Genomic DNA, 21,647 nt, shown 5'->3' with positions numbered 1-21,647 from the left:
AGGAGAACCAAATGCCATTGACCATGAACCGCGAAGTCTTCATCACCTGCGCCGTCACCGGGTCGGGCGGTACCCAGGACAAGTCTCCACATGTGCCGCGCAGCCCGAAGCAGATCGCCGACAGCGCCATCGATGCCGCCAAGGCGGGGGCCGCCGTCGTCCATTGCCACGTGCGCGATCCGGAAACCGGCACTCCCTCCCGCCGGCTCGACCTCTACCGGGAAGTCACGGATCTCATCCGCGCCGCCGATGTGGATGTGGTGCTGAACCTCACCGCAGGCATGGGCGGCGACATCGTGTTCGGGTCCACAGAAAGCCCGTTGCCGCTGGTTGAAAAGGGAACCGACATGGTCGGCGCAACGGAGCGCATGGCCCATATCCGCGAGTGCCTGCCTGAAATCTGCACGCTCGACTGCGGCACCATGAATTTCGCCGAAGCCGACTATGTCATGACCAACACCCCCGGCATGCTGCGCGCCATGGGGGCCATGATGACCGAACTGGGCGTGAAGCCGGAAATCGAAGCCTTCGACACCGGCCACCTCTGGTTTGCAAAGCAGCTCGTCAAGGAAGGCACGCTTGCTTCTCCGGCATTGGTGCAGCTCTGCATGGGTGTGCCCTGGGGCGCGCCGAACGACCTCAACACCTTCATGGCCATGGTCAACGCCATTCCGGATGACTGGGCCTGGTCGGCCTTCAGCCTCGGCCGAGATCAGATGCCCTATGTGGCGGCCTCCATCCTGGCCGGCGGCAACGTCCGTGTTGGCCTTGAGGACAACATCTTCCTCGAAAAAGGCGTGCTTGCCACCAATGCACAGCTGGTCGAGAAGGCCGTCGGCGTTGTCGAAGGCATGGGCGCCAAGATCATCGGCCCGCAGGCCGTTCGTGAAAAGCTTGGCCTGACCAAACGCGCGCCGGTGAGCGCCTGACATGAGCCGCAGGGTCCTCGTCACGGCCGGAGCGTCCGGGATCGGCCGCGCCATTGCGGAACGGTTCCTGGCGGACGGAGACGAAGTCGCGATCTGTGATGCGGATCCTGCAGCCGTTTCCGCATTCTCGCAAGCCAATGGCAAGGCGATCGCTGCTGTTGCCGATGTCACCAGCGAAGCGGAAATGTCCGCGTTCCTGAACGACCTTGAACACCGCTGGAAAGGCATCGACGTGGTCTGCGCCAATGCCGGCACGGGCGGCCCTGCAGGGGCGATCGAGACGCTGGACTTCGCGGAGTGGCAACGCTGCGTCGCGACCAATCTCCACGGAGCCTTCCTGACCTGCCGCTGGGCGGCCAGAGTGCTGAAAGCTCAGGGGCACGGTCTGATCACGCTCACCTCGTCGACCGCCGGACTTTACGGCTACCCGTTCCGCTCGCCATACGCCTCCGCAAAATGGGCGATTGTCGGCCTCACCAAGACGCTCGCAATGGAGCTCGGCCCCCACGGCATTCGCGTCAACGCGGTCTGCCCGGGCGCGGTGGAAGGGGAGCGGATGGATAGGGTCGTCGCGATGGAAGCCAGAGCGCGCGGCGAGACCGAAGAGGCCATTCGAGAAAGCTACGTCAAGGGTGTTTCACTCAAGACCTGGGTCACCGCCCAGGATGTGGCAAACACCATTCACTTTCTGGCGTCCGAAGCAGGCGCCCGCATTTCAGGACAGATCCTGGCCATCGACGGCCACACGGAGACACTTGCACCATGACCCAAAAAGCATGCATCGTCGGCGGCGGCGTGATCGGTGGCGGCTGGGCCGCCCGTTTCCTTTTGAACGGTTGGGACGTTGCCGTCTTCGACCCCGACCCGGAAGCCGAACGCAAGATCGGCGAAGTCATCGACAATGCGCGCCGCAGCCTGCCCGCGCTCTATGACAAGCGCCTGCCGGACGAAGGCAAATTGTCGTTCCATTCAGATCTTGCCGAGGCAGCCGCTGGTGCTGACTGGGTGCAGGAAAGCGTTCCCGAACGCCTCGACCTCAAGCACAAGGTCCTGGGCAGCCTGACGGAGCTCGCGCCCAAGACCGCCGTCATCGGCTCGTCGACATCCGGCTTCAAGCCGTCCGAACTGACCAGCGAAGGCGCGCGCGCCGTCGTCGCCCACCCGTTCAACCCGGTCTATCTGTTGCCGTTGGTGGAACTTGTCGGTGATGCGGCCGAAACCGCTCGCGCGGCCGAGGTCCTGCGCAGTGTAGGCATGTTCCCGCTTCATGTCCGCAAGGAGATCGACGCCCACATTGCCGACCGGTTCCTGGAAGCTGTCTGGCGCGAGGCGCTCTGGCTGGTGAAGGACGGCATTGCCACGACCGAAGAAATCGACGAGGCAATCCGCATGGGCTTCGGTCTGCGCTGGGCGCAGATGGGCCTTTTTGAGACCTATCGTATCGCCGGCGGGGAAGCCGGCATGAAGCACTTCATGGCCCAGTTCGGTCCATGCCTCTCCTGGCCCTGGACCAAACTGATGGACGTGCCGGAATTCACCGACGAGCTGGTCGACCTGATCGCCGGTCAGTCCGATGCCCAGTCCGGCCATCGCTCCATCCGCGAGCTGGAACGCCTGCGCGACGACAATCTCGTCGGCATGATGCGAGCACTGAAGAAAAGCGGCAGCGGTGCAGGCGGCGTTCTCAATACCCATGAACGGGCTTTGGCGGCACCGGCGGAGGCTGAACTGCCGATCACGGGAGACCGCCAGATCCCGCAGAGCTGGACCGACTACAACGGCCACATGAACGAGGCGCACTACCTGGAAGCAGGTGCTGCCGCAACCGACCGGTTCATGGAGCTGATCGGCGCGGATGCCGACTATATCGCGTCCGGCAAGAGCTATTTCACCGTTGAAAATCACCTGCGCTATCTGGACGAGCTTCTGGCGGGCGAACGCCTGACGGTCACGACCCAGGTGCTCCAGGGGGAAGGCAAGAAGATGCAGCTGTTTCACTTCCTGAAAAACGCTGACGGCAAACTTGCCGCGACCATGGAAACCCTTCTGCTCCATGTCGATCTCAACACCCGCGCCAGTTCCCTGCCGGGAGCGGAAGTCGGCGAAAAGCTCAAGGCCTTCGCCGACGCCCACAAGGCCCTGCCTTTTCCGGAAGGTGCCGGCCGCTTCGTCGGACAGAAGGCAGTCTGATCAGACACCGTCCGCGGTCAACGGAACCGCGGACGGGCCTGTTTTGTTGGGCGGTCCTACTGGATGGTCCTATTGGGCCGGCTGAACCATGAACCCGGCCACGATACCTTCGGCATCTGAATAGACACCCGGCCGCGCGAACAGATCGCATCTTCCAGACCCGGCAGACCAGTTGAACCCGAGGCAGGTGCGTTCCGTGCAGAGCGTCTCGCACTGGCCGGCCGATCCCGCCTGCAGGCTTTCATCCGGCTGTCCGGGAAAGCCCTTGTTCTGTTTGGTAAACGTCTGGACAGGCACGCTCAGATTGGGTTTGAGAGACCCGGCGGCAGCCCGCTGCACATAGGTGTCGGCCTTGGAAAGAAGATAGAGCCTGCCATTGCTGTCACCGACGGACTTTTGAATGCAGATCCGGTTCCACCGGTCGTGGGTCACGGCATCACAGCCGCTTCTGGCACGACAGGACGAGATACAGTCCTCCGCGCTCATGTTGCGGAGCACACCATCCGGCAGATCTCCGCCATAAAGATCATAGCCGCTCAGGCGAACGAAACCGCCCTCGCCTGACGCAGCAGGTGCAGACGCGGGCGCATTGTCATTCTGCCCCGCAACGTTTCTTTCTGCCTGTTGGTCAAGCTTCAGGGAAGCCGGCAGCAGATACCAGTAAGGCGCGGAAAATTCCTCGGCCTCCCCGTCACCGAAATCGTCACCAACGGAATACTGCTCGAAACGGACGCTGAGCGGGCTGTAATCGGTATCCCAGAACCGTTTCCAGTCGTCGGATATCCGGACCAAACAGCCAAGCGCCGAGAATTTGCTCGGAGTATCATAGTTGAAGACCTTGCCGATCAGGTCCTCTCCCCGCCTAGTCAGCACCACTTTCCGGTCGCCATCCGGATCACCGATCAGGATTTCGTCGTAGTATTGTGAACTGGTCGTATATCCCGGCCGACCATCCATCAGATTGGCCGCATAGGCGTTGTCGCAAATATTTGCGATTTCCCGTTCCGTAATCGAGGCTGGTGGTGTCAGTCCGGTGACGGTGATATTGGCCAGCACCGCATCGCCGATGCTCTCTATGTGAAACATGTTTTCGGGACGCGTGCCGAGGATCCGCTGATAGAGGAAATCCGTCATGGCTTCGACGTCGTGCTCTTCGCTCAGCTTGATATCGAAAAAGGATTCGGCAGCCTTCAGCGCAATCGCAAAGGCAGTCTGGACTTCGCTGGCAGGGTAACTGTTCTCGTTCGGCAGGTTGAGGCTGGGTGAATGGAAACCGAGCTTGCCCCCTGGACGCAGAGAGCGCATCTGAAAGCGGATCACGGCTGTCCCGATCCGCATGCTGCCGCCAAGGAAAGCCAGCGAACAGGCGGATTCGCACCGTTCTCCCGAACGCACCATGGTTGCGATATCCTGGTCCCAGATCGTGTCGAACAGCCGCTTTCCTTCGGCAAAGCTGCCCCCGGGGCTATCGAGACACAGCGTGATGCCTTGCGAGTTGATCGGCAGAACCTTGAGCTTTTCCGCATCACCCGAGACGATCTGACCCCGCAAATGATAGTCGCAACCTTCCGCGTTCGACGGAAACACATCGGCCGCTTTCGCCACCGTTGCGGCAAGACAGAACAGGATAAACACCAGGCATCTCGAAATCATGGGCACTCCTTCTCCAGGCAATCCGTTTAAATAGTTTTGGCAGGGCTGATCGGGCGCCCGAAAAAGCCGGGGCCTCAGGTCGACCGGTACGGCCGGTCCGGGAATGAAATCGTCATCTCGAAATCGTTTTTTCAAAGCAGGCGACGAAGCAGCAATAGACCAAATATCGAAACGTGTCTTCAACCCGCTGGTTGCGGTGACCGGCCCGCTTTCAGGTACCTCACCAGACGCGCGATTGGGGTATCGACCCCATACTGACACCCCGCTCGTTCTGGCACCTTTCTCTCATCGAAAGATCGATACCTCCTCCGAAAGGAGATTATTCAAGAGAAAGGAATTGACCAATGAAAGCCCTTGCCAAAACCGCAGCAGCCGCCACCGTTCTCGCCATTGCAGGCGTTGCCTCCCTCGGAGCCGTGACCCCGGCAGCCGCCCTGTTCGACATCTGCAAGAAGGTCAACATCACGGTGAAAAACAACACCGGCCAGCCGATCCAGCTTTACGATCTCGATTACCGTGACCTCGGTTCCAACCGCTGGCGCTCGGAAAACATTTCCAACCGCGTCATCGCCCACGGTGGCACCTACAAGGTCACCCGGAACCTGGAAGGCGTGAACAACGCCAGCACCTTTGTCCGGGTCCAGTTCCGCAAGCTGAAATCCAACGGCCGCTGGAACCTGCTGAAAACCTGGTACGCGGACTCCAGCACCTCGGTCTGCCGCAAGGGCGCAAGCTACCGCATCGTGTTCCGGTAACACCCGGTAAACACACCAAGGCCGCGCCGTGAGGGCGCGGCTCTTGCCCGGCACATTACCCAACCTTTCCCCATCACCCCGACACCCGGACCTTTCCTCCGGGCGACGAAAAGGATTTGTCTCATGTTTGGCAAACACATGCCCAGAACCTTGCTGATCAGCTCCGCTTCGCTGATGACAATCGCCTTCGCCGGCATCGCCTCGCAAACCATCGATTGGCAGGAGCTCGGGAAAAAGCTCACAAGCCCGGCGGAAGAAGCCGGCCGGATGAACATCGCAGGTGAGCGAGACGATGATGCCTCGGTTTCGACAACCCAGCGCAGAAAACAGGAGGAAAGCCACTCCGTCATCGCGGACATCTCACGTCCGGCCGTAGCCCCCCAGCCTGCCCCGGCCCCGGCCCCGGCATTTCAGGACAGACTAATGATTGGCTCGGAGGCAACCACCGGCGGCCTGATGTCACTTTCCTCCGGCAGCGGCGGCTCTGCCCCGAGAAAGGTGGCTCAGCCAGAACCACCGGCAATGCCAACCGTTCAACCTGCAGACAGGGAACGGTTTGCATCCGCAGAAGTAAACCCGCTGAAACGCACGAGCGCGGAACCGGTATCGACCTTCTCCGTCGATGTCGACACCGCTTCCTATTCCTATGTCCGCAGCACGCTGTCCGGCGGCCGGTTGCCAAACCCGGATGCCGTGCGCGTGGAAGAAATGGTCAACTACTTCGATTACAGTTACCCCGTGCCCGAAAAGGGCGGTCACCCCTTCTCCACCAATGTTTCCGTGATCGACACCCCGTGGAACGAACACACCAGGCTGATGCAGGTCGGCATCCAGGGCTACAAGGTGCCGCTCGATGACCTTCCCCCGCAGAACCTCGTGTTCCTGATCGACACGTCCGGCTCCATGGCCGATGCCAACAAGCTGCCGCTGTTGCAGCAATCCTTCCGCCTGCTGCTGTCCACGCTCCGCGACGAGGACGAAGTGGCGATCGTCACATACGCCGGCAGCTCCGGTGTTCTGCTGGAGCCGACCAAGGTTACCGACAAGAGCCGGATCCTGGAAAAGATCAACGCGTTGACCTCCGGTGGCTCAACGGCAGGTCATGAAGGTCTGAAAGGAGCCTACGCTCTGGCCGAAACAATGACCGGCGACGGCGAGCAGACCAGGATAATCCTGGCCACCGACGGCGACTTCAATGTCGGCCTCTCCGACCCGGACAGCCTGAAACGCTATGTCACTGAACAGCGGGAAAACGGCACGGCGCTTTCCGTTCTCGGCTTCGGACGCGGCAATTACAACGATGAACTGATGCAGACCCTTGCGCAGAACGGACAGGGCGTTGCCGCCTACATCGACACGCTGTCCGAAGCCCGCAAGGTGCTGGTGGACCAGGTGGTCAGCTCCATCTCCATGATCGCCCAGGACGTCAAGATACAGGTTGAGTTCAACCCGGAGACCGTCGCCGAATACCGCCTGATCGGTTACGAAACCCGGGCGCTCAGAACAGAGGATTTCAGGAACGACAAGGTCGATGCCGGCGATATCGGCGCGGGCCACAACGTCACGGCCCTTTATGAAATCACCCCTGTCGGCTCGCCGGCGGAAAAGTTCTCGGACCTGCGCTACGGCCCCAAGGAGACGATCGAACCCGTTCGTGCTTCCTATTCGGGTGAACTCGCCTTCGTGAAGCTGCGCTACAAGCTGCCCGGAGACAAGGAAAGTACCCTGATCGAGACACCGGTCATGGCAGATACAAGCGGTATTCCGATGTCGGAAACCCTCTTTGCCGCGTCAGTTGCCGCCTTCGGGCAGAAGCTGAAAGGCACCGATCACCTGGGAGATTGGGATTTCAAGGCGATTGAAAAACTCGCCAGTGAAAACAGGGGTTCTGATCGCTTCGGCTACCGGTCTGAATTCCTGACCCTCGTCCGTCTCGCGGACGTCGCCGAGCGCTAGGTTCCCCCACAGCCCGCACAGAAACCGGCAGGCCCGCCTGCCGGTTTCCATTTGTTATTCTCCCCCTCAATTGACCGTCGTCCTGCGCCGTCACTTCATGCGCCATCCCTCCATTGGTCAGCCCTCCCATGGTCAACTCTCCCATGGTCACCCCTCCATTCGTCATCCCGGACGCAGCGCAGCGAAGATCCGGGACCGGGGAGCCGAGGGCCAGCGAAATGGGCACCCGAAAAACAAAAGAAGCCTGTGCCTCCCCGATCCCGGGTCTCGCGCTGCTCGCCCGGGATGACATTCGGGGAACTTCTCCCTCGTCATCCTGGCCAAGCGGAGCGCGAGCCGGGATCCACTCATTCTCAGAGTCCTGCGGACGACTGACAAATTCGAGAATAAATCTGGTGGCTGCGCGTTTGCGCTGTCGGGCCGGTTATCGGTCCCGCAACCAGTCCAGGGAAACTTGCGTCCCGTCTGCCTCGACCAGATCGAGACGGCTGGAGAGGATCAGCGACAGCGCACCCAGGTCGTTGGTCTTCCAGAGATAGATCGTATGGCGTGTTGGCTCGAAGCGGGCACAGGCCGTCGCGCCGACATCGGCAACATAGCGCGGCGGACCATCTCGCCGGATATCAAAGCCCTTGGCACCGCTGGCATCGTCCGGATTGGTCAGGCAGACCGTCACCAGCCGCGCGGAAATCGCATCATCGGCATCTGCGGCTTCCTCCAGTGGCACAGCTTCCTGCGCACGCCTTGCGGCGGACTTTTCGATGGCAGAGTTCAAGCCTTGGGCGTCCGCACCAGTGGCTTCCCGTTTTTGCGAATTTTGTTTCGGCGCTGCAGCCGGCGCAATCCGTTCCCTCTGGGGGGCAGTCCGGCCGATGGCCGGATCTAACTCCAGATCCATGCGGTCCGTCCAGGATGGGGCGTCGGAGGGTGCAGGAGCAAGCGCCGGTGACTGCGGCCGCGCTGGCGGCGGAGGGGCAATCTCGGCAGCAGCCCCCTCGCTGTCCATCAGCCGGTGCTCGGGCGCACGCATCTCGGCAGGTTCTACCGGTTCCGGAGCGGCTGACGGGGCGGCCTCCAGCGTAACCGGCGGTGCCGGCACCTCGCCTTTCTGAAAGCGGATCAGGTCGTTGCTGCCGCTTTCCAGGAATGTCGGCTCCGGCAAGCCGCTGGCCAGAACCGCGACAGTTGCGCAAGACATCAGCAAGCCTCCGATGAGAAGGCTTTTGGCAGATCTGCGCTGATGCTGATTTCTGACAGGCATGGGGCTCGTCGATATGTCTTTCAATTGGCGGGCTCAAGGTAACGGGTATTCACCCATCCGGACACCGAGCCCGAACGGATTTCACACCAGCTTCCCTCACAGCTCTCGGAAAGTTCCACATTACAGGTTCCCGCCGCAAGAGCGCCGGTAACGGCATGCCGTGTTCCGGGGCCCTGCCGTACATTCAGAACATCGTCCTGCGCAATGCTGACGCACATCAACCGACCGTCAGCGGCGCCGGAAGACCGGAACATGGCAGGTGGTGCTGCGGATGCGGTGCATATCCCGCCGACATTCACACCACGTGCGCACAAGGGTTTGACCTTCATCTCCAGAAGCTCCCATTCGCCCGTCGCCGTGTGAACAACGGTGCCCCTGTAATGCTCACCGGAAAGGCTGTCATCAAGATATCCCGTCATGACGATATCGACACTGTAGCCGCTGTCGGCCTTGCGCACCTTCAGGTCGAGCGCAGCATTGCCTTCGTCACTCTCCGGATGGCCTTGCAGAAACGGCATCAGCACATCCATGAAATTGGCGGCGACCGCCGTGCCGGGAGCAACACGGATCTCCCGAAAACCGTCATCCTGCGCCTGGACCGAGCCCGTGATCAGCATGCTGGCAACGGGTATCGCGGCAAGCGAGGCGGCTGAAAGTCTGAAATAGGGGCGCATGGCACAATCCTTTTGCGGGTCACTTGCAGCAGTAACGCATGGCGGCTGACTGTCGGCCATGGGGCCGATCCCCCATTCCGGCCAGAACAGGCATTCTCCGGTCAAAGTTCCCGCGATGGATCAATCATGCCTTCCTTCAGCGCCTTGGCCATCAGCTGCGGCACCGAATGCACGTTCAGCTTCTGCATCAGGCTGGTGCGGTGCTTGTCGACGGTCTTGACGCTGATACCGAGCCCTTCGGCAATTTCCTTGTTGGATCGCCCCGCGAGGATCAGGTTCAGCGTCTGCCGCTCCCGGTCCGTCAGAACCGGCGGCGCGGGCGTCTCTTCCAGGATCTTCAGAAACACGTCCGAAATATGCCGCTGTCCGCGCAGGATACCCGGCAGTTTCTGGTAGAACTCGGCATTGTCCGAGGCTTTCGAGAACAGGCCATCGACCCCGGCCTCGATGAGATCCGATATCAGCCCGACAGCGGAAATGCCTGTCAGCACGACCACCCTGGTTTCCTTCGACCAGCGCCTTGCCTCGATCAGCACTTCCACGCCGCCTGCCATCGGCATGGAGACATCCAGCAACAGGAGGTCTGGCCGCTGCTTGCGCACTTCGGCTATCGCGCTGAGGCCGTCGCCGGCTTCCGCCAGCACGTTGATCCCCTCCGGTTCGATCAGGCCCGGTTTTTCCAGAGCGTCGCGCAAACCCGAGCGAACGATTGCGTGATCGTCTGCAATGATGGCACTATATCTTTGATCTTTCACGGCTCTCGATCCAGCAGCTGCAGTCCTTCTATCTGACATGCCTTTGGGGAAATGACCAGAATTCTGCACCTGTGGGCCCTTCTGTTTTTCAGCCTTCTTGTGACCGGCATCGCCCGGGCAGAAACTGTGCGCCTCGAGCCCGGCCAGGGGATTGGCGACCTGAAGCCGCATCTGGTCTATGAGAGCGATCCGACAGCATCTCTTGCCGACATCCTGAACCGGTTCCGCTCCGGCAAATTCTCTCCGACCCTCAAGGCCTCTCTGCTAGAAAGCAACTATGCACCGGAAGCCTGGGCCGCTGTCGAGATCGTCAACGCAACACTGAACGATGGCCGTGCGCCGGACCCTTTCGTGCTGACGATCGACCTGCCGCTGGTCAGTGAACTGGATGCCTATGTCATCCGCGAAAGCGGCTTTACCGAAAGCCTGATCAGTTATTCGATTTTCGAACCCTTCGCACCGGAAGACCACTCGGTCACAAGGTTGCGCACGCCTGTCTTCGAGATTGCACCGCAAGAGCGGGTCACCCTTCTGGTCAATTTCAAGTTCGGGCCTTTCCAGTCCTTCAAGATGGCGCTGGAAACACCGGTGGAGCTTGAAGCCTCAGCCTTTGCGTCTGGCATCACCCATACGGCGTTCTACGCCTTCACGATCTCCTGCCTGATTTTCTTCTTTGGCTTTCATCTGGCCATGAAAAACTGGATCGGCATGCTCTACGCCGTCCAGTTCGGGCTCGGGCTTGCTTTCATCGCTTATATTGACGGCCTCTGGTTCCGGTTCTTCTTTCCCGACAGACCTGAACTCCAGTCTCCGACAGGCTTCTTCCTGCTGTTTTCCCTATCCGGCCTCGGCTTCGTCATTTCCGGCCGCTCTGTCGCCACCGCGGGCCGCGAGACAAGACTTTCCATCGGCCTGACAGCCCTTTCCGCCCTGTCGATAGCCGGTTTCGGGCTGTCTTTCTTTTCGCCCGGCACCTATGTCGCGTTTTTCGGCTATCTGCTGCTGGCGCTGATGTTCATTTCCGTTTTCCTGGCAGGCCGCAGCTGGCGACGCAGCGAAGGCGCGGCACATGTCAGCTCGGAACTGGTTTCAGCCTTTGGCACCGTGCTGGTCGTTGGGCTGATTGCCTTGATGGTCGTTGGCCTCGAGACTGAAATCCTGCCAGTTGCGAGCACGGTCAAGGGTATTTTCTCCTGCCTGCTGATTGCCACCATGACCGGGTTGACCGCCCATATCGTTGCCTTGCGCCACAAACACGCAAATGCCGTTCAGGCCGAAATCGCTGCCCTTGAAGCGGAAGCAAAGCGCAGTCGGGAGCTGCTCGTGGCCGAGCGCAATTACACGCGCGCCCGCGATCTGGCCAGCCTGCGACAGCGGCAACTGGCGACCGCTTCCCATGATCTGAAACAGCCGATCACTTCACTGAGGCTCAGCTTCGACCATCTTGCCGACCATATGGAACCGTCGGTTCGCCAACGTCTCGCAGAGGCATTCGACTACATGGAGGCCCTGTCGAATTCCTACCTGACGGAAACGGCACCGCGGAACGATGGCACAGAGACAGCCGAAAGCGCCGATCCAACCGGCGAAGAAGACCACACCCAGAAAGACATCGCCATCACCCGCGCAGAACCGGCGGAAACCGAGAGCTACGAACTTTCGCTTGTTCTCGACACGGTCCAGCAGATGTTTGGCGAGGAAGCGATCTCAAAAGGCCTGAAGTTGCGACGGGTTACATCAACCCGCAAGACCGCCGTGCCGCCCATGGTCCTGATGCGCATCGCCAGCAATCTGGTCTCCAACGCGGTCAAATACACCGAAAAAGGCAAGGTCCTGATTGGCGTCCGAAACCGTGGACAGGCACTGGAGCTTTGTGTGCTCGATACGGGACCAGGCCTGACCGAGACCGAACAGCAAACCTTCCTGAAGGCCTACGAAAAAGGCAGCACGTCCAGCGGACATGGCCTTGGTCTTTCGGTCTGTCACGACCTTGCGCGTGAACACGGGCTTGCGTTCACCTGCCAGTCTGTAAAAGGCAGGGGAACGCAATTCAGGCTGTCCTTGCCGGCCTCAAGTTGAGCAAAGCCGGCAGGGTCTCGCGTCAGACTGTGGCCCCGCGCGTGCCTGTTTCGTGGATTTCGATCAGGCTTGGGCCGGACAGGTCTGAAAACCGCTTCAGAGCGGTCCCGAGTTCCGACACGTCATCGAGACGCACGGACGGCAAACTATAGGCTTCGGCGATCTTGCCAAAATCGGGTGCTGATGGTGTCACGCCTTCCGGCTCAATCCCGCAATCCAGCATGTAGGTGCGGATTTCGCCATAACCGTCGTTGTTCCAGACCAGGAAAATCACCCTGGCTCCGCAATCCCTGGCAGAGCCGATTTCGGCAAGCGAAAACTGTAGCCCGCCATCACCCACAAGGCAGATCACAGGTGTGTCAGGTTCGCCGATGCTGGCACCTATCGCGGCCGGAGGGCCATATCCAAGTGCACCGAAACCTGTTGCCGCGTTGAACCAGCCGTGCGGCCGGCCTGCTTCAAAGGACAAGTTGCCGGAATAGATGACCTGCGTGCTGTCACCGACGATGATGCAGCCGGGCAACGTCTCGCGGATCGTCTCCAGAACGCCGATTTCCGCCTGCATCTTGGGGCTCAACCAGGTTGAAACCGCCTCTCGGCAAGTCTTGGCCCGTGCAGCACCCTCCGCCTCCGTACCGGGACCTTCAAGCAGCGGCAGAAGGTCGTCCAGCAACTGGTCAACACTGGAGAGGACCGGCAGCGCAGCCTCAGGACCCCGGGCAAGCTGGTCTGCATCGATGTCCACCCGCACCAGATCAGCTAGCTCCGGAAAGCCGCCATCGGCATACATGTCGTAATCCGTCTGGCCCATCTGCGTGCCGAGCGCTATCACCAGATCGGAGGCTGCAAGCAGGTCCCGGACGGCGGCAAGGCTCGGGCTGGCCGGAACGGAGAGCGGATGCCCCGCAAACATGCCCCGCGCATTGACCGTGGTGATCAGCGGCGCGTCAATCCGCTCCGCCAGCAATCGGATCTTGTCTGCGGCAGCAACGGAACCGCCACCGCACAGGATCGCCGGGCGCTGGGCCTTGCGACATTTTTCGGCAAGCTCTCGCACGTGTGCCTGAGCCGCCCGCGGGCCGCAGGCTTTTGATGCGCGCAGGTCTCCAACGGCAATCTTTTCCACCATCACATCGGTTGGAATTTCGATATGGACCGGCCCCGGACGCCGCGACTGCAGGATCGCGAAGGCACGGTCCATGACAGCCGGAAGGTCCGAGGGCTCCAGCAACGTGTGTGTCATCATCGCAAGCGGTGCCATCATGGCGCGCTGGTCCGGCAACTCGTGCAGCTTGCCCCGGCCATGGCCAAGGCTTGCGCGTACATTGACGCCCGAGATCACCAGCATCGGCACGGAATCCTGATAGGCCTGGGCCATCGCGGTAATCGTATTGGTCAGGCCCGGGCCGGTGATCACCAGCGCGACACCGGGTTTCCCGGTTACGCGGGCATATCCGTCCGCCATGAACCCGGCCCCCTGTTCGTGGCGCGGGGTGATGTGGCGGATTTCGGAGGCAGCCAGCCCCCGATAAAGCTCGACCGTGTGCACGCCGGGAATGCCGAAGACGGCTTCCACGCCATTGGCCTCAAGAATATCGATCAAAGCCTCACCGACCGTTTTGGTCACTACGCCCATTTGCGGTTCTCCTCGTCCTTGCCGAGACTGTCCGCAAAGGCCGCGATGCGGTCTGTTGCTTCGGAAAGCGTTTCATCGGCCACCGTCAACGACAACCGGATGAAATTCGTCGCCTGATCACCGAAGGAGGCCCCAGGCATGACCGCGACCTGCTTTTCCTCCAGCAGCCTTTCGGCAAAGGTGGCACCATCCAGTCCCGTTGCACTGACATCCACCAGCAGGAACATGCCAGCTTCCGGCATCATGGGCTTCAGGGCACCGTGTCCGGACAGATGCCCGATGATGAGCTTCGCCCGCCGCAGATAACTCTCCCGCATGCGCTCGGCAGTGTCGAAATCTCCGGCAATCGCCATGGCCGTCATGTCCGCGATGAACGGCTGTCCGCCGAAAAGCATGGTTTCGGAAACCGCCAGCAACCGCGTGCAGAATTCTTCCGGACCGATTGCCCAGCCGGACCGGAAGCCGGGGGCGGCGTGAGATTTGGAGATAGAGGACACCACGATAGTCCGGTCCGCCAGCGCCGGCTGGTCGAAGGGGGAAGCGAAACTTCCCTCGAAGATCAGCTTTTCATACACCTCGTCGCAGACCATCCAGAGGTCGTGCTTGATGCAAACCTCACCGATGGCGGCAATTTCCCCAGCCGTCAGCGTCGCCCCGGTCGGATTGTGCGGTGTATTGAGCAGGAGCACCCGGCTGTCCGGAGTGACTGCCTTTTCAAGATCTTCCGCCTGAAGGTGAAAACCCTTTTCAGGGCGGAGCGGCACCGGCACCATATGCGCGCCGGTCGCGGCAATAACGCCTTCGTAGGTGGCATATAGCGGATCACCTGCCAGAACGGCGTCGCCGGCCTCCACAAGGCCCAGCATCACCGCAAAAAGGGCAGTCTGCGTGCCTGGGAAACACAGGACGTTCTGCTCGTTCACGTCAGGCCGGCGCTTGCGATATTTTTCCGTCAATGCAGCAACGATACCCGGCTCGCCCCGGCCGTTGGAATAACGGATACGGCCGGCCCTCATCGCCCGGTTGGCTTCCTCGAACAAGGCTTCGTCGGGCAGGATGTCCGGCTCGCCGATCGTCAGCTCGATAACGGGAACGCCCGCAGCCGCCATTTCGCGCGCCTTGATGTGGACAGTCCATTTTCCCGAGCCCAGGTGGGCAAGGCGGTCGGTGATCGACGCATAACGCATAGTCGGTCTCTCAGTTAGAGTGTGGTTTGGCGGCAAGGCTTATTCCGCCAAGCAATGCCTCGACGGACCGGATGGCAACGCCCGGAAGGGGCGTTTCGGAAAAGAGGTGGCCCACCAGCGTGCCTTCGATCCACAGACCGTCGATCACGCCGTTGATCGCAATTGCCAGCTCCCGGCACCGCTTTGCATCGGGTGGCTCACCCGATTCGGCCAGCACCTCGGCGACAAGGGTTTCCAGCACAGACCGAAACGCGAGATAGCTCTCGAGGTGGATTTCGGCAAAGGCCGGATCGACGCGCACATGACTGATGAAAGCAGCCCAGAGCGACAACGTCCGTGCGTTGGCAACCGGCGGCGTCAGGTTGGCCACGATGAAATCGTGCAGTCGTGCCCTGGGGCTCTGCTGATCACCATCGGCAGCCGCCGCCACAGTGGATGTCATTCCGGTCATGACTTCCCGATAGGCATCCTGCAGCATCTGGTCCTTGCTGGAAAAATAATGGCGGATCAGGCCGGGGGTGACACCGGCGCGTGCCGCGATTTCACGAACGGTCGCGCCGCGCAGACCAAATTCGGAAATGCAATCCAGCGTCGCCCGGATGAGATCCTGACGTCTCTCGGCCTCACTTGCGCGATGGAACGGACGACGGCTCATGGCAGGCTCCGGACCGGCAGAATTCCGCGCACTGGCGGGTTCATAGGCGAAGTCAGGCACCATGCTGCAGCCATCGCTTTCGCCTCCTGCGCCATTCTTGTGTCCTCCGCCATGATCTCCGGTCGCATGACGCACCGGCATCGATTTTTTCGTTATTATACGGTTGAATAATTACGAGACAAGTGCAAAGCTGACAACACTTACCGGGCGGAGAGCTGACGCCGCACCGGCAAAAAAGACGAGGTCAGCGGGGAACAGAAACAACAGTGCACCGGCTCAGGCCGGGCAATGGCGGTAGGATGGAACCAGCGGCGCCAGCCATCGAGGTATGCGACCTCTTTAAACGTTTCGGAGCTCTTGAGGTGCTCAAGGGTGTCTCGCTCACGGCCCGGCAGGGCGACGTGATTGCGATCATCGGCGGATCGGGCTCCGGCAAATCAACCTTTCTGCGCTGCATCAACATGCTTGAGATGCCCAGCGCCGGGTCGGTCACCATCCATGGTGAGACAATCGACCTGAAAAACGACGGCCACCATGGCCTGCGCCCTGCCAACCGCAGGCAGATCGAGCGCATTCGCAGCCAGCTTGCGATGGTTTTCCAGAGCTTCAATCTGTGGCAGCACATGACAGTGCTTCAAAATGTGATTGAAGTACCTATCCACGTTCTGGGCATGAAACGCGACGAGGCCGTCGGCATCGCCGAAACCTTGCTGCGCCGTGTCGGACTGCACGAGAAGCAGGATGCCTATCCGGCCTTCCTGTCCGGCGGTCAGCAGCAGCGTGCAGCCATCGCCCGCGCTCTTGCCGTTCAGCCGCTCGCCATGTTGTTCGACGAGCCGACATCCGCTCTCGATCCGGAACTGGTCGGAGAGGTCCTGGGCGTCATCGGCGATCTGGCCCGTGAACAGCGGACAATGATCCTGGTTACCCACGAGATGAAATTCGCGCGGGAAGTCGCCAGTCACGTCATCTTTCTGCACAACGGCATCATTGAGGAACAGGGACCGCCGGACCAGGTGTTCGGCGACCCGAAATCGAAGCGGCTGAAGAAATTCATCAGCTCGATCAACTAGACCCTCCCGCAGACGTTTCGCGGGGAGGTCCTGCCGGAAGGTCCGGCATGAGAAGTCTAAAAAAACAGGGGAACAGCATGAAACATATTCTGAAGACAGCATTCGCAGCCGCCGCACTGGCCACCACCGCCTTCACCGGCGCCATGGCTGAGGAAGTAAAGGTCGGCGTCGCAGCCGAGCCCTACCCGCCGTTCACCTCGCCCGATTCCAGCGGCAAGTGGATCGGTTGGGAAATCGAATTCATGGACGCGATCTGCGCGGAAGCCAAACTCGACTGCGTCGTCACGCCTGTTGCCTGGGACGGCATCATCCCGGCCCTGACATCCGGCAAGATCGACATGATCATCGGCTCCATGTCCATCACCGAAGAGCGCCTGAAGACCATCGATTTCTCCGACAAGTACTACAACACTCCGACCGGCATCATCGGTGCGAAGGGTGACGATTTCGACGCGACTCCGGAAGGCCTGTCCGGCAAGATCATCGGCGTTCAGGTTTCGACCATTCATGCCGACTATGCCGAGAAGTATTTCGGCGAAGGCGCTGCCGAGATCAAGCAGTACCAGACCCAGGATGAAGCCAACCAGGATCTCGCCGCTGGCCGCCTCGACGCCGTCCAGGCGGACGCCATCGCGCTCGACGCCTTCCTGAAGTCCGATGCGGGTGCCTGCTGCGAACTGAAGGGCAACGTCCAGGACGATCCGGCGATCCTCGGTGCAGGCGTTGGCGTCGGCCTGCGCAAGGGCGACACGGAACTGAAGGACAAGGTCAACGCCGCGATCAAGGCGATCCGCGAAAACGGGACCTATGAAACGTTCTCCAAGAACTGGTTCGACTTCGACATCTACGGCGGCTAAGCGGCCGGATCACCCTTAGGAAACCGTCCCGCGCCCTCGGGCGCGGGCGGACACTTTCAAAGCAAGGTTGACCGCTGCCGATGGCTGCCCCTTCCGGATTTCTCAATCTCGATCTGCTCGCCCTGTCGCCACCGGGCTGGGGCGGAGTTCTACTCGCCGGCTTCGCAGCCTCGCTGCAGCTCGCCGTCGGCGGTTTTGGCCTGGGTCTGCTGATCGGCATCGGCGGCGCCTTCGGAAAGCTTTACGGCGGCCCGATCCTGCGCGACCTGCTTGAGGTCTACACCACCGTCATCCGAGCCGTTCCCGAGCTTGTCCTCATCCTGTTGCTTTATTATGCCGGTACAGACGCGGTGAATTCGCTGCTGATGCTGGTCGGTCTGCCAAGGGTCGACATCAGCGGCCTTGCCGCCGGCATCTTCGTCATCGGCGTCGTCCAGGGCGCTTACTCGACCGAAGTCCTGCGTGGTGCCATCAAGGCAGTACCACCCGGACAGATAGAGGCAGCCCGTGCCTACGGCATGTCGCCCTTCAAGACACTGCGCCGCATCACCCTGCCGGCCATGCTGCCCTATGCCATTCCGGGTCTTTCAAATCTCTGGCTCATCGCCACCAAGGATACTGCCCTTCTGGCCGTGGTCGGCTTCTCGGAATTGACGCTTGTGACCCGCCAGGCAGCCGGCAGCACCAAGGCCTACATGCTGTTCTATTGCGCCGCCGGCGTGATGTATCTCACGCTGACGCTGGTTTCGAACCGCGTCATCGCCCATATTGAAAAACGCGCAAGGCGCGGCATAGCGGGGCCCGTGTGAGATGAGCGAAACCAAGATCACGATGCCCGCCTATGTTCCGCCGCCGCCACGCCGACTGCTGGAACCGCACAGGATCTTCCTGCTTGCCGTCTTCGCAGGCATCGTCTTCTGCGCGATCTGGTTCCTGCGGTGGGACTGGTTGCCGAAATACCAATGGAAGCTGCTCCACGGCATCTGGGAAACATTGTTTCTGCTGTTTTCGACGGCTGCCGTCGGCTTTCTCCTTGCCATAGGCCTGGGCCTTGTCCAGGTCACCGGACCAAGACCGCTCGCCTGGCTGGCCCGCGGTTTCTGCACATTGATCCGCGGCACCCCACTGCTTCTGCAACTCTGGCTGCTCTACTACGGCCTCGGCTCGGTGTTCGCGCAGTATCCGGAAATCCGGCAGTCGATGTTCTGGCCCTATCTGCGTCAGGCCTGGCCATATGGCTTCACGGCCTTGATGCTGTCATTTGCCGCGTATGAGGGGGAAGTGATGCGCGGAGCATTTGCCGGTGTGCCAAGGGGCGAACTGGAAGCCGCGCGTGCCTTTGGCATGGGCCGCTTCACCATGTTCCGCCGCATCTGGCTACCGCGCGCCATCTACCGTGCCTTGCCGACCTTGAGCGGCGAAACCGTGCTGCAGCTGAAATCGACACCACTTGTCGCGACCATCACGGTGGTCGATGTCTATGCGATCATTTCAAGAGTTCGGCAGGATACATATCTCACTTATGAGCCTCTGCTGCTGCTTGCACTGATCTATATGTGTCTCACTGGGATTCTGGTATTGCTGTTCCGCTTCCTGGAAAACCGTATCCCCAGCCGTGGTGCGTAAATGACCGTTCAGTCGTCCAACTTCCTTCCCGAAATCGTCGCCACAAGGCGCCATCTGCATACGATCCCCGAGATCGGCCTGTCGGAATTCAAGACCTCGGACTACGTCGCCAATGAACTGGCTGCGATGGGGTACGAGGTTACGCGTGGCCTGGCAAAAACCGGCATTGTCGCAACCCTGCGCAATGGCACCTCGCAAAAGAGCATCGGCATCCGGGCCGATTTCGACGCCCTGCCGATCCTGGAGGAAACCGGGGCGGACTATGCCAGTACCCATCCCGGCGTCATGCACGCCTGCGGCCACGATGGCCACACGGCCATGCTGCTCGGCGCCGCGAAAATCCTCTCGGAACGCAAGCAGTTCGACGGAACGGTGCATCTGATCTTCCAGCCGGCGGAAGAAAACTTCGGCGGCGCAAGGCTGATGATGGACGACGGGCTCTTCGAGCGCTTCCCATGCGATGCCGTATTCGGCCTTCACAATGACCCGAGCCTGCCCTTCGGCCAATTTGCCTTCCGGGACGGCCCGATGATGGCAGCTGCCGACGAGTGCAAGATTACCGTTGTCGGCCATGGAGGCCACGGCGCAGAACCGCAGGCGGCATCCGACCCGATCGTGTGCGGCGCCAGCATCATCATGGCGCTGCAGACCATCGCCGCGCGCAACATCCACCCGCTGCAGTCTGCCGTGATCACGGTCGGTGCCTTCAACAGCGGGATCGCCAGCAACGTGATCCCCGAGCGGGCCGAAATGAGCCTGACGGTTCGCGCTTTGGAACCGGATGTGCGCGACGAGCTGGAACGGCGTATCCGCATGATCGCCGAAGGACAGGCCGCCAGCTACGGCATGCGGGCCGAGGTCGATTATGAGCGCGGTTATCCGCCGATGATCAACCACACGGCCGAGACCGGCTACCTGCGTGACCTTGCCAGACGATTTGCCGGAGAGGAAAAAGTCACAGACCTCACCCGTCCGTTCATGGGCAGCGAGGACTTTGCCTATTTCCTGGAAGAACGGCCCGGCTGCTACTTCATGCTAGGCACTGCCAGAACCGATCGCGACCCGCCCCTGCATCACCCCAAGTACGACTTCAATGATGACATCCTGCCTATCGGCACGAGTTTCTGGGTGGAGCTGGCGGAAGATTTCCTGTCGAGCAGGTAAGGCAGGGGCAATCACCACAATTTGAACCCGCCTGCAAACGGAGCGTCTGGTGAAATTTCACCGACCAGGCGCCTTCATATTGCCACCGGACGAAAATTCCCAAAATAGTGGGCAGGCCACCTGGCCTGCCCCTATCCCGTTGTTTCGCGACAGGAAACCCCGTCTCGGCCGGAGCAATACGCTTCACCTGCAAAATTCAAACGCACACACACCGGGTCACCACGGCTTTAAAGCTCTCACAGTAGCCCCATTGGGCGGGAAGCCCGATCGCAAGGCAGGCGGTGGCGCGAATTTTTGCTTCACTAAACCTCTGCACTTGATAGGATGTAGTGTGTCGCCGACAATGCAAATTTTTCAATTATCTGATGAAAGTGTCATAGAACGCTAAGTCAGTTTTAAAAATTCGGTGAAGTATGGCAGAGATTACCAAGCGTAAGATGCTCGGTTTCCTATCATTTATTGCGTCTATTTTGGTGGCCTGGCTAACAGGCGCGACAAGTTCGGCCAAGGCCAGCACGCAGGCCCTGAACGATCCTGTCAAGAATACGTCCTGGCAGCTTTCGGACGCACAGCAGATTTTTTCGAGGAGCACGATGCTGCCCTTTGATGAGTCCTTTGACCCGTCAGCCGCAGGCAGCAAGCTGGAAAATCCAAACGGCAAGCCGATCACCATCGCCGCTTACGAAAGCGAATCCCCAAGCGTCAAGGCAGGCTCCGGCAAGGAAGCGGTCAGACCGTTTTTCCTCATTCCGAAAGGCGATGGAGAACCGACAACCGTGGCCCGGGAACGAGCCATTCTCGAGCGGTTCCTGAACAACCGTGTTCGGGTCAATAACGCCTGCGAACGCTGTAAGCAGAAGGTATTGCGCGGCATCGAACCGGTCCGATGCATTACCGAAGTCCTGCAGGATCTGGAAAACCGGCTGGCGCGTGAAGCGGAAAACGGAAGCGCTGTTGCGCAGTCGGCCCTGCCGATTGTCCGCGAAATGGTTGTGAAAGTCGAGCAGGCCGAAAGCGGTGAAGCAGCTCTTGAAGCGGTCCGCGAAGGCATCAGCAAGGTTCAGCGCATTCAGATCGTTCGGTCCCAGGACACTGTCATCACGAACCTGCAGCAGCAACAGCGAGCTGTCCTGACCGAGACCATCGCGGCGGTCGAAGTCAATCTGGCGTCCATGATTTCAATTTGAGCGGAATGCG

General features: G+C 60.5%; 19 protein-coding genes. 12 read left to right on the top strand and 7 right to left on the bottom strand.

Annotation, left to right across the window (positions count from 1 at the left end; all coding sequences use genetic code 11):
• Positions 1-11: 11 nt before the first annotated feature.
• The 3 genes from FIV03_RS14290 to FIV03_RS14280 are packed head-to-tail and all read left to right on the top strand — an operon-like array spanning position 12 to position 3,119.
• On the top strand, positions 12-929 hold the full coding sequence (locus FIV03_RS14290) for a 3-keto-5-aminohexanoate cleavage protein (protein ID WP_031269089.1): 918 nt from the start codon (positions 12-14) through the stop codon (positions 927-929).
• Position 930: 1 nt separating this feature from the next.
• A complete protein-coding gene (locus FIV03_RS14285; RefSeq protein ID WP_152510014.1) occupies positions 931-1,695 on the top strand; it encodes an SDR family oxidoreductase in 765 nt (254 codons plus the stop codon).
• Positions 1,692-3,119 carry a carnitine 3-dehydrogenase gene (locus FIV03_RS14280; RefSeq protein ID WP_152510013.1) on the top strand — a complete coding sequence of 476 codons (1,428 nt, stop codon included), beginning with the start codon at positions 1,692-1,694 and terminating at the stop codon, positions 3,117-3,119. Before FIV03_RS14285 ends, FIV03_RS14280 begins: the two co-directional genes overlap by 4 nt.
• A gap of 69 nt (positions 3,120-3,188) precedes the next feature.
• Here the strand turns inward: FIV03_RS14280 and FIV03_RS14275 are convergent, their stop codons facing one another.
• A complete protein-coding gene (locus FIV03_RS14275; protein WP_152510012.1) occupies positions 3,189-4,772 on the bottom strand; it encodes a PAN domain-containing protein in 1,584 nt (527 codons plus the stop codon).
• A 344-nt stretch (positions 4,773-5,116) separates the two neighbouring features.
• Between FIV03_RS14275 and FIV03_RS14270 the strand changes: the two genes are divergently transcribed.
• Both FIV03_RS14270 and FIV03_RS14265 read left to right on the top strand, forming a co-directional pair.
• Complete coding sequence (locus FIV03_RS14270; RefSeq protein ID WP_075282626.1) at positions 5,117-5,527, top strand: hypothetical protein; 411 nt, start codon at positions 5,117-5,119, stop codon at positions 5,525-5,527.
• Positions 5,528-5,650: 123 nt separating this feature from the next.
• A complete protein-coding gene (locus FIV03_RS14265; protein WP_152510011.1) occupies positions 5,651-7,483 on the top strand; it encodes a VWA domain-containing protein in 1,833 nt (610 codons plus the stop codon).
• 424 nt (positions 7,484-7,907) lie between these two features.
• On the opposite strand, the gene FIV03_RS14260 is transcribed toward FIV03_RS14265, so the two are convergent.
• The 3 genes from FIV03_RS14260 to FIV03_RS14250 form a co-directional block, all read right to left on the bottom strand.
• Positions 7,908-8,681, bottom strand: coding sequence for a hypothetical protein (locus tag FIV03_RS14260; RefSeq protein WP_152510010.1), 774 nt, complete (start codon positions 8,679-8,681; stop codon positions 7,908-7,910).
• 83 nt (positions 8,682-8,764) lie between these two features.
• On the bottom strand, positions 8,765-9,478 hold the full coding sequence (locus FIV03_RS14255; RefSeq protein ID WP_152510009.1) for an SH3 domain-containing protein: 714 nt from the start codon (positions 9,476-9,478) through the stop codon (positions 8,765-8,767).
• Positions 9,479-9,519: 41 nt separating this feature from the next.
• Positions 9,520-10,173 (bottom strand): response regulator transcription factor, encoded by a 654-nt coding sequence (locus FIV03_RS14250; RefSeq protein WP_077292299.1) that lies wholly within the window; start codon positions 10,171-10,173, stop codon positions 9,520-9,522.
• 51 nt (positions 10,174-10,224) lie between these two features.
• Between FIV03_RS14250 and FIV03_RS14245 the strand changes: the two genes are divergently transcribed.
• Positions 10,225-12,252, top strand: a complete 2,028-nt coding sequence (locus FIV03_RS14245) for a sensor histidine kinase (RefSeq protein ID WP_152510008.1) — start codon at positions 10,225-10,227, stop codon at positions 12,250-12,252.
• A gap of 22 nt (positions 12,253-12,274) precedes the next feature.
• On the opposite strand, the gene FIV03_RS14240 is transcribed toward FIV03_RS14245, so the two are convergent.
• The 3 genes from FIV03_RS14240 to FIV03_RS14230 are packed head-to-tail and all read right to left on the bottom strand — an operon-like array spanning position 12,275 to position 15,730.
• Positions 12,275-13,888: a 5-guanidino-2-oxopentanoate decarboxylase gene (locus FIV03_RS14240; protein ID WP_152510007.1), complete on the bottom strand. Its 1,614-nt coding sequence runs from the start codon at positions 13,886-13,888 to the stop codon at positions 12,275-12,277.
• Positions 13,879-15,075 (bottom strand): pyridoxal phosphate-dependent aminotransferase, encoded by a 1,197-nt coding sequence (locus FIV03_RS14235; protein WP_152510006.1) that lies wholly within the window; start codon positions 15,073-15,075, stop codon positions 13,879-13,881. The genes FIV03_RS14240 and FIV03_RS14235 overlap by 10 nt, the downstream gene beginning before the upstream one ends.
• Positions 15,076-15,085: 10 nt before the next feature.
• Positions 15,086-15,730: a TetR family transcriptional regulator C-terminal domain-containing protein gene (locus FIV03_RS14230; RefSeq protein WP_031269085.1), complete on the bottom strand. Its 645-nt coding sequence runs from the start codon at positions 15,728-15,730 to the stop codon at positions 15,086-15,088.
• Positions 15,731-16,029: 299 nt separating this feature from the next.
• Here FIV03_RS14230 and FIV03_RS14225 point away from each other — a divergent pair, with 299 nt between their 5' ends.
• The 6 genes from FIV03_RS14225 (at position 16,030) to FIV03_RS14200 (ending at position 21,637) form a co-directional block, all read left to right on the top strand.
• Positions 16,030-16,803 (top strand): ABC transporter ATP-binding protein, encoded by a 774-nt coding sequence (locus FIV03_RS14225; protein WP_152510005.1) that lies wholly within the window; start codon positions 16,030-16,032, stop codon positions 16,801-16,803.
• A gap of 77 nt (positions 16,804-16,880) precedes the next feature.
• The gene (locus tag FIV03_RS14220; protein WP_023000375.1) at positions 16,881-17,660 is read left to right on the top strand and encodes a transporter substrate-binding domain-containing protein; all 780 of its coding nucleotides are present in this window, start codon (positions 16,881-16,883) and stop codon (positions 17,658-17,660) included.
• Between the two features lie 80 nt (positions 17,661-17,740).
• Positions 17,741-18,469 (top strand): ABC transporter permease, encoded by a 729-nt coding sequence (locus FIV03_RS14215; RefSeq protein WP_023000374.1) that lies wholly within the window; start codon positions 17,741-17,743, stop codon positions 18,467-18,469.
• Position 18,470: 1 nt separating this feature from the next.
• Positions 18,471-19,286 carry an ABC transporter permease gene (locus tag FIV03_RS14210; protein ID WP_062487980.1) on the top strand — a complete coding sequence of 272 codons (816 nt, stop codon included), beginning with the start codon at positions 18,471-18,473 and terminating at the stop codon, positions 19,284-19,286.
• Positions 19,287-20,450, top strand: coding sequence for a M20 aminoacylase family protein (locus tag FIV03_RS14205; RefSeq protein ID WP_152510004.1), 1,164 nt, complete (start codon positions 19,287-19,289; stop codon positions 20,448-20,450).
• 593 nt (positions 20,451-21,043) lie between these two features.
• Complete coding sequence (locus FIV03_RS14200; RefSeq protein WP_077292291.1) at positions 21,044-21,637, top strand: hypothetical protein; 594 nt, start codon at positions 21,044-21,046, stop codon at positions 21,635-21,637.
• Positions 21,638-21,647: the final 10 nt, after the last annotated feature.

The sequence above is a fragment of the Labrenzia sp. THAF187b genome (assembly GCF_009363375.1).
GTDB lineage: Bacteria > Pseudomonadota > Alphaproteobacteria > Rhizobiales > Stappiaceae > Roseibium > Roseibium algicola.
Note: the sequence above shows the minus strand (reverse complement) of the source record. Positions and strands in the feature narration are given on the sequence as shown.

Coding starts and splice junctions, on each gene's coding strand:
- FIV03_RS14230 (WP_031269085.1), bottom strand. CDS start 15,730: ATGAGCCGTCGTCCGTTCCATCGCGCAAGTGAGGCCGAGAGACGTCAG.
- FIV03_RS14210 (WP_062487980.1), top strand. CDS start 18,471: ATGAGCGAAACCAAGATCACGATGCCCGCCTATGTTCCGCCGCCGCCA.
- FIV03_RS14275 (WP_152510012.1), bottom strand. CDS start 4,772: ATGATTTCGAGATGCCTGGTGTTTATCCTGTTCTGTCTTGCCGCAACG.
- FIV03_RS14245 (WP_152510008.1), top strand. CDS start 10,225: ATGACCAGAATTCTGCACCTGTGGGCCCTTCTGTTTTTCAGCCTTCTT.
- FIV03_RS14225 (WP_152510005.1), top strand. CDS start 16,030: ATGGAACCAGCGGCGCCAGCCATCGAGGTATGCGACCTCTTTAAACGT.
- FIV03_RS14235 (WP_152510006.1), bottom strand. CDS start 15,075: ATGCGTTATGCGTCGATCACCGACCGCCTTGCCCACCTGGGCTCGGGA.
- FIV03_RS14280 (WP_152510013.1), top strand. CDS start 1,692: ATGACCCAAAAAGCATGCATCGTCGGCGGCGGCGTGATCGGTGGCGGC.
- FIV03_RS14265 (WP_152510011.1), top strand. CDS start 5,651: ATGTTTGGCAAACACATGCCCAGAACCTTGCTGATCAGCTCCGCTTCG.
- FIV03_RS14215 (WP_023000374.1), top strand. CDS start 17,741: ATGGCTGCCCCTTCCGGATTTCTCAATCTCGATCTGCTCGCCCTGTCG.
- FIV03_RS14240 (WP_152510007.1), bottom strand. CDS start 13,888: ATGGGCGTAGTGACCAAAACGGTCGGTGAGGCTTTGATCGATATTCTT.
- FIV03_RS14220 (WP_023000375.1), top strand. CDS start 16,881: ATGAAACATATTCTGAAGACAGCATTCGCAGCCGCCGCACTGGCCACC.
- FIV03_RS14205 (WP_152510004.1), top strand. CDS start 19,287: ATGACCGTTCAGTCGTCCAACTTCCTTCCCGAAATCGTCGCCACAAGG.
- FIV03_RS14290 (WP_031269089.1), top strand. CDS start 12: ATGCCATTGACCATGAACCGCGAAGTCTTCATCACCTGCGCCGTCACC.
- FIV03_RS14285 (WP_152510014.1), top strand. CDS start 931: ATGAGCCGCAGGGTCCTCGTCACGGCCGGAGCGTCCGGGATCGGCCGC.
- FIV03_RS14270 (WP_075282626.1), top strand. CDS start 5,117: ATGAAAGCCCTTGCCAAAACCGCAGCAGCCGCCACCGTTCTCGCCATT.
- FIV03_RS14255 (WP_152510009.1), bottom strand. CDS start 9,478: ATGGCCGACAGTCAGCCGCCATGCGTTACTGCTGCAAGTGACCCGCAA.
- FIV03_RS14200 (WP_077292291.1), top strand. CDS start 21,044: ATGCTGCCCTTTGATGAGTCCTTTGACCCGTCAGCCGCAGGCAGCAAG.
- FIV03_RS14260 (WP_152510010.1), bottom strand. CDS start 8,681: ATGTCTTGCGCAACTGTCGCGGTTCTGGCCAGCGGCTTGCCGGAGCCG.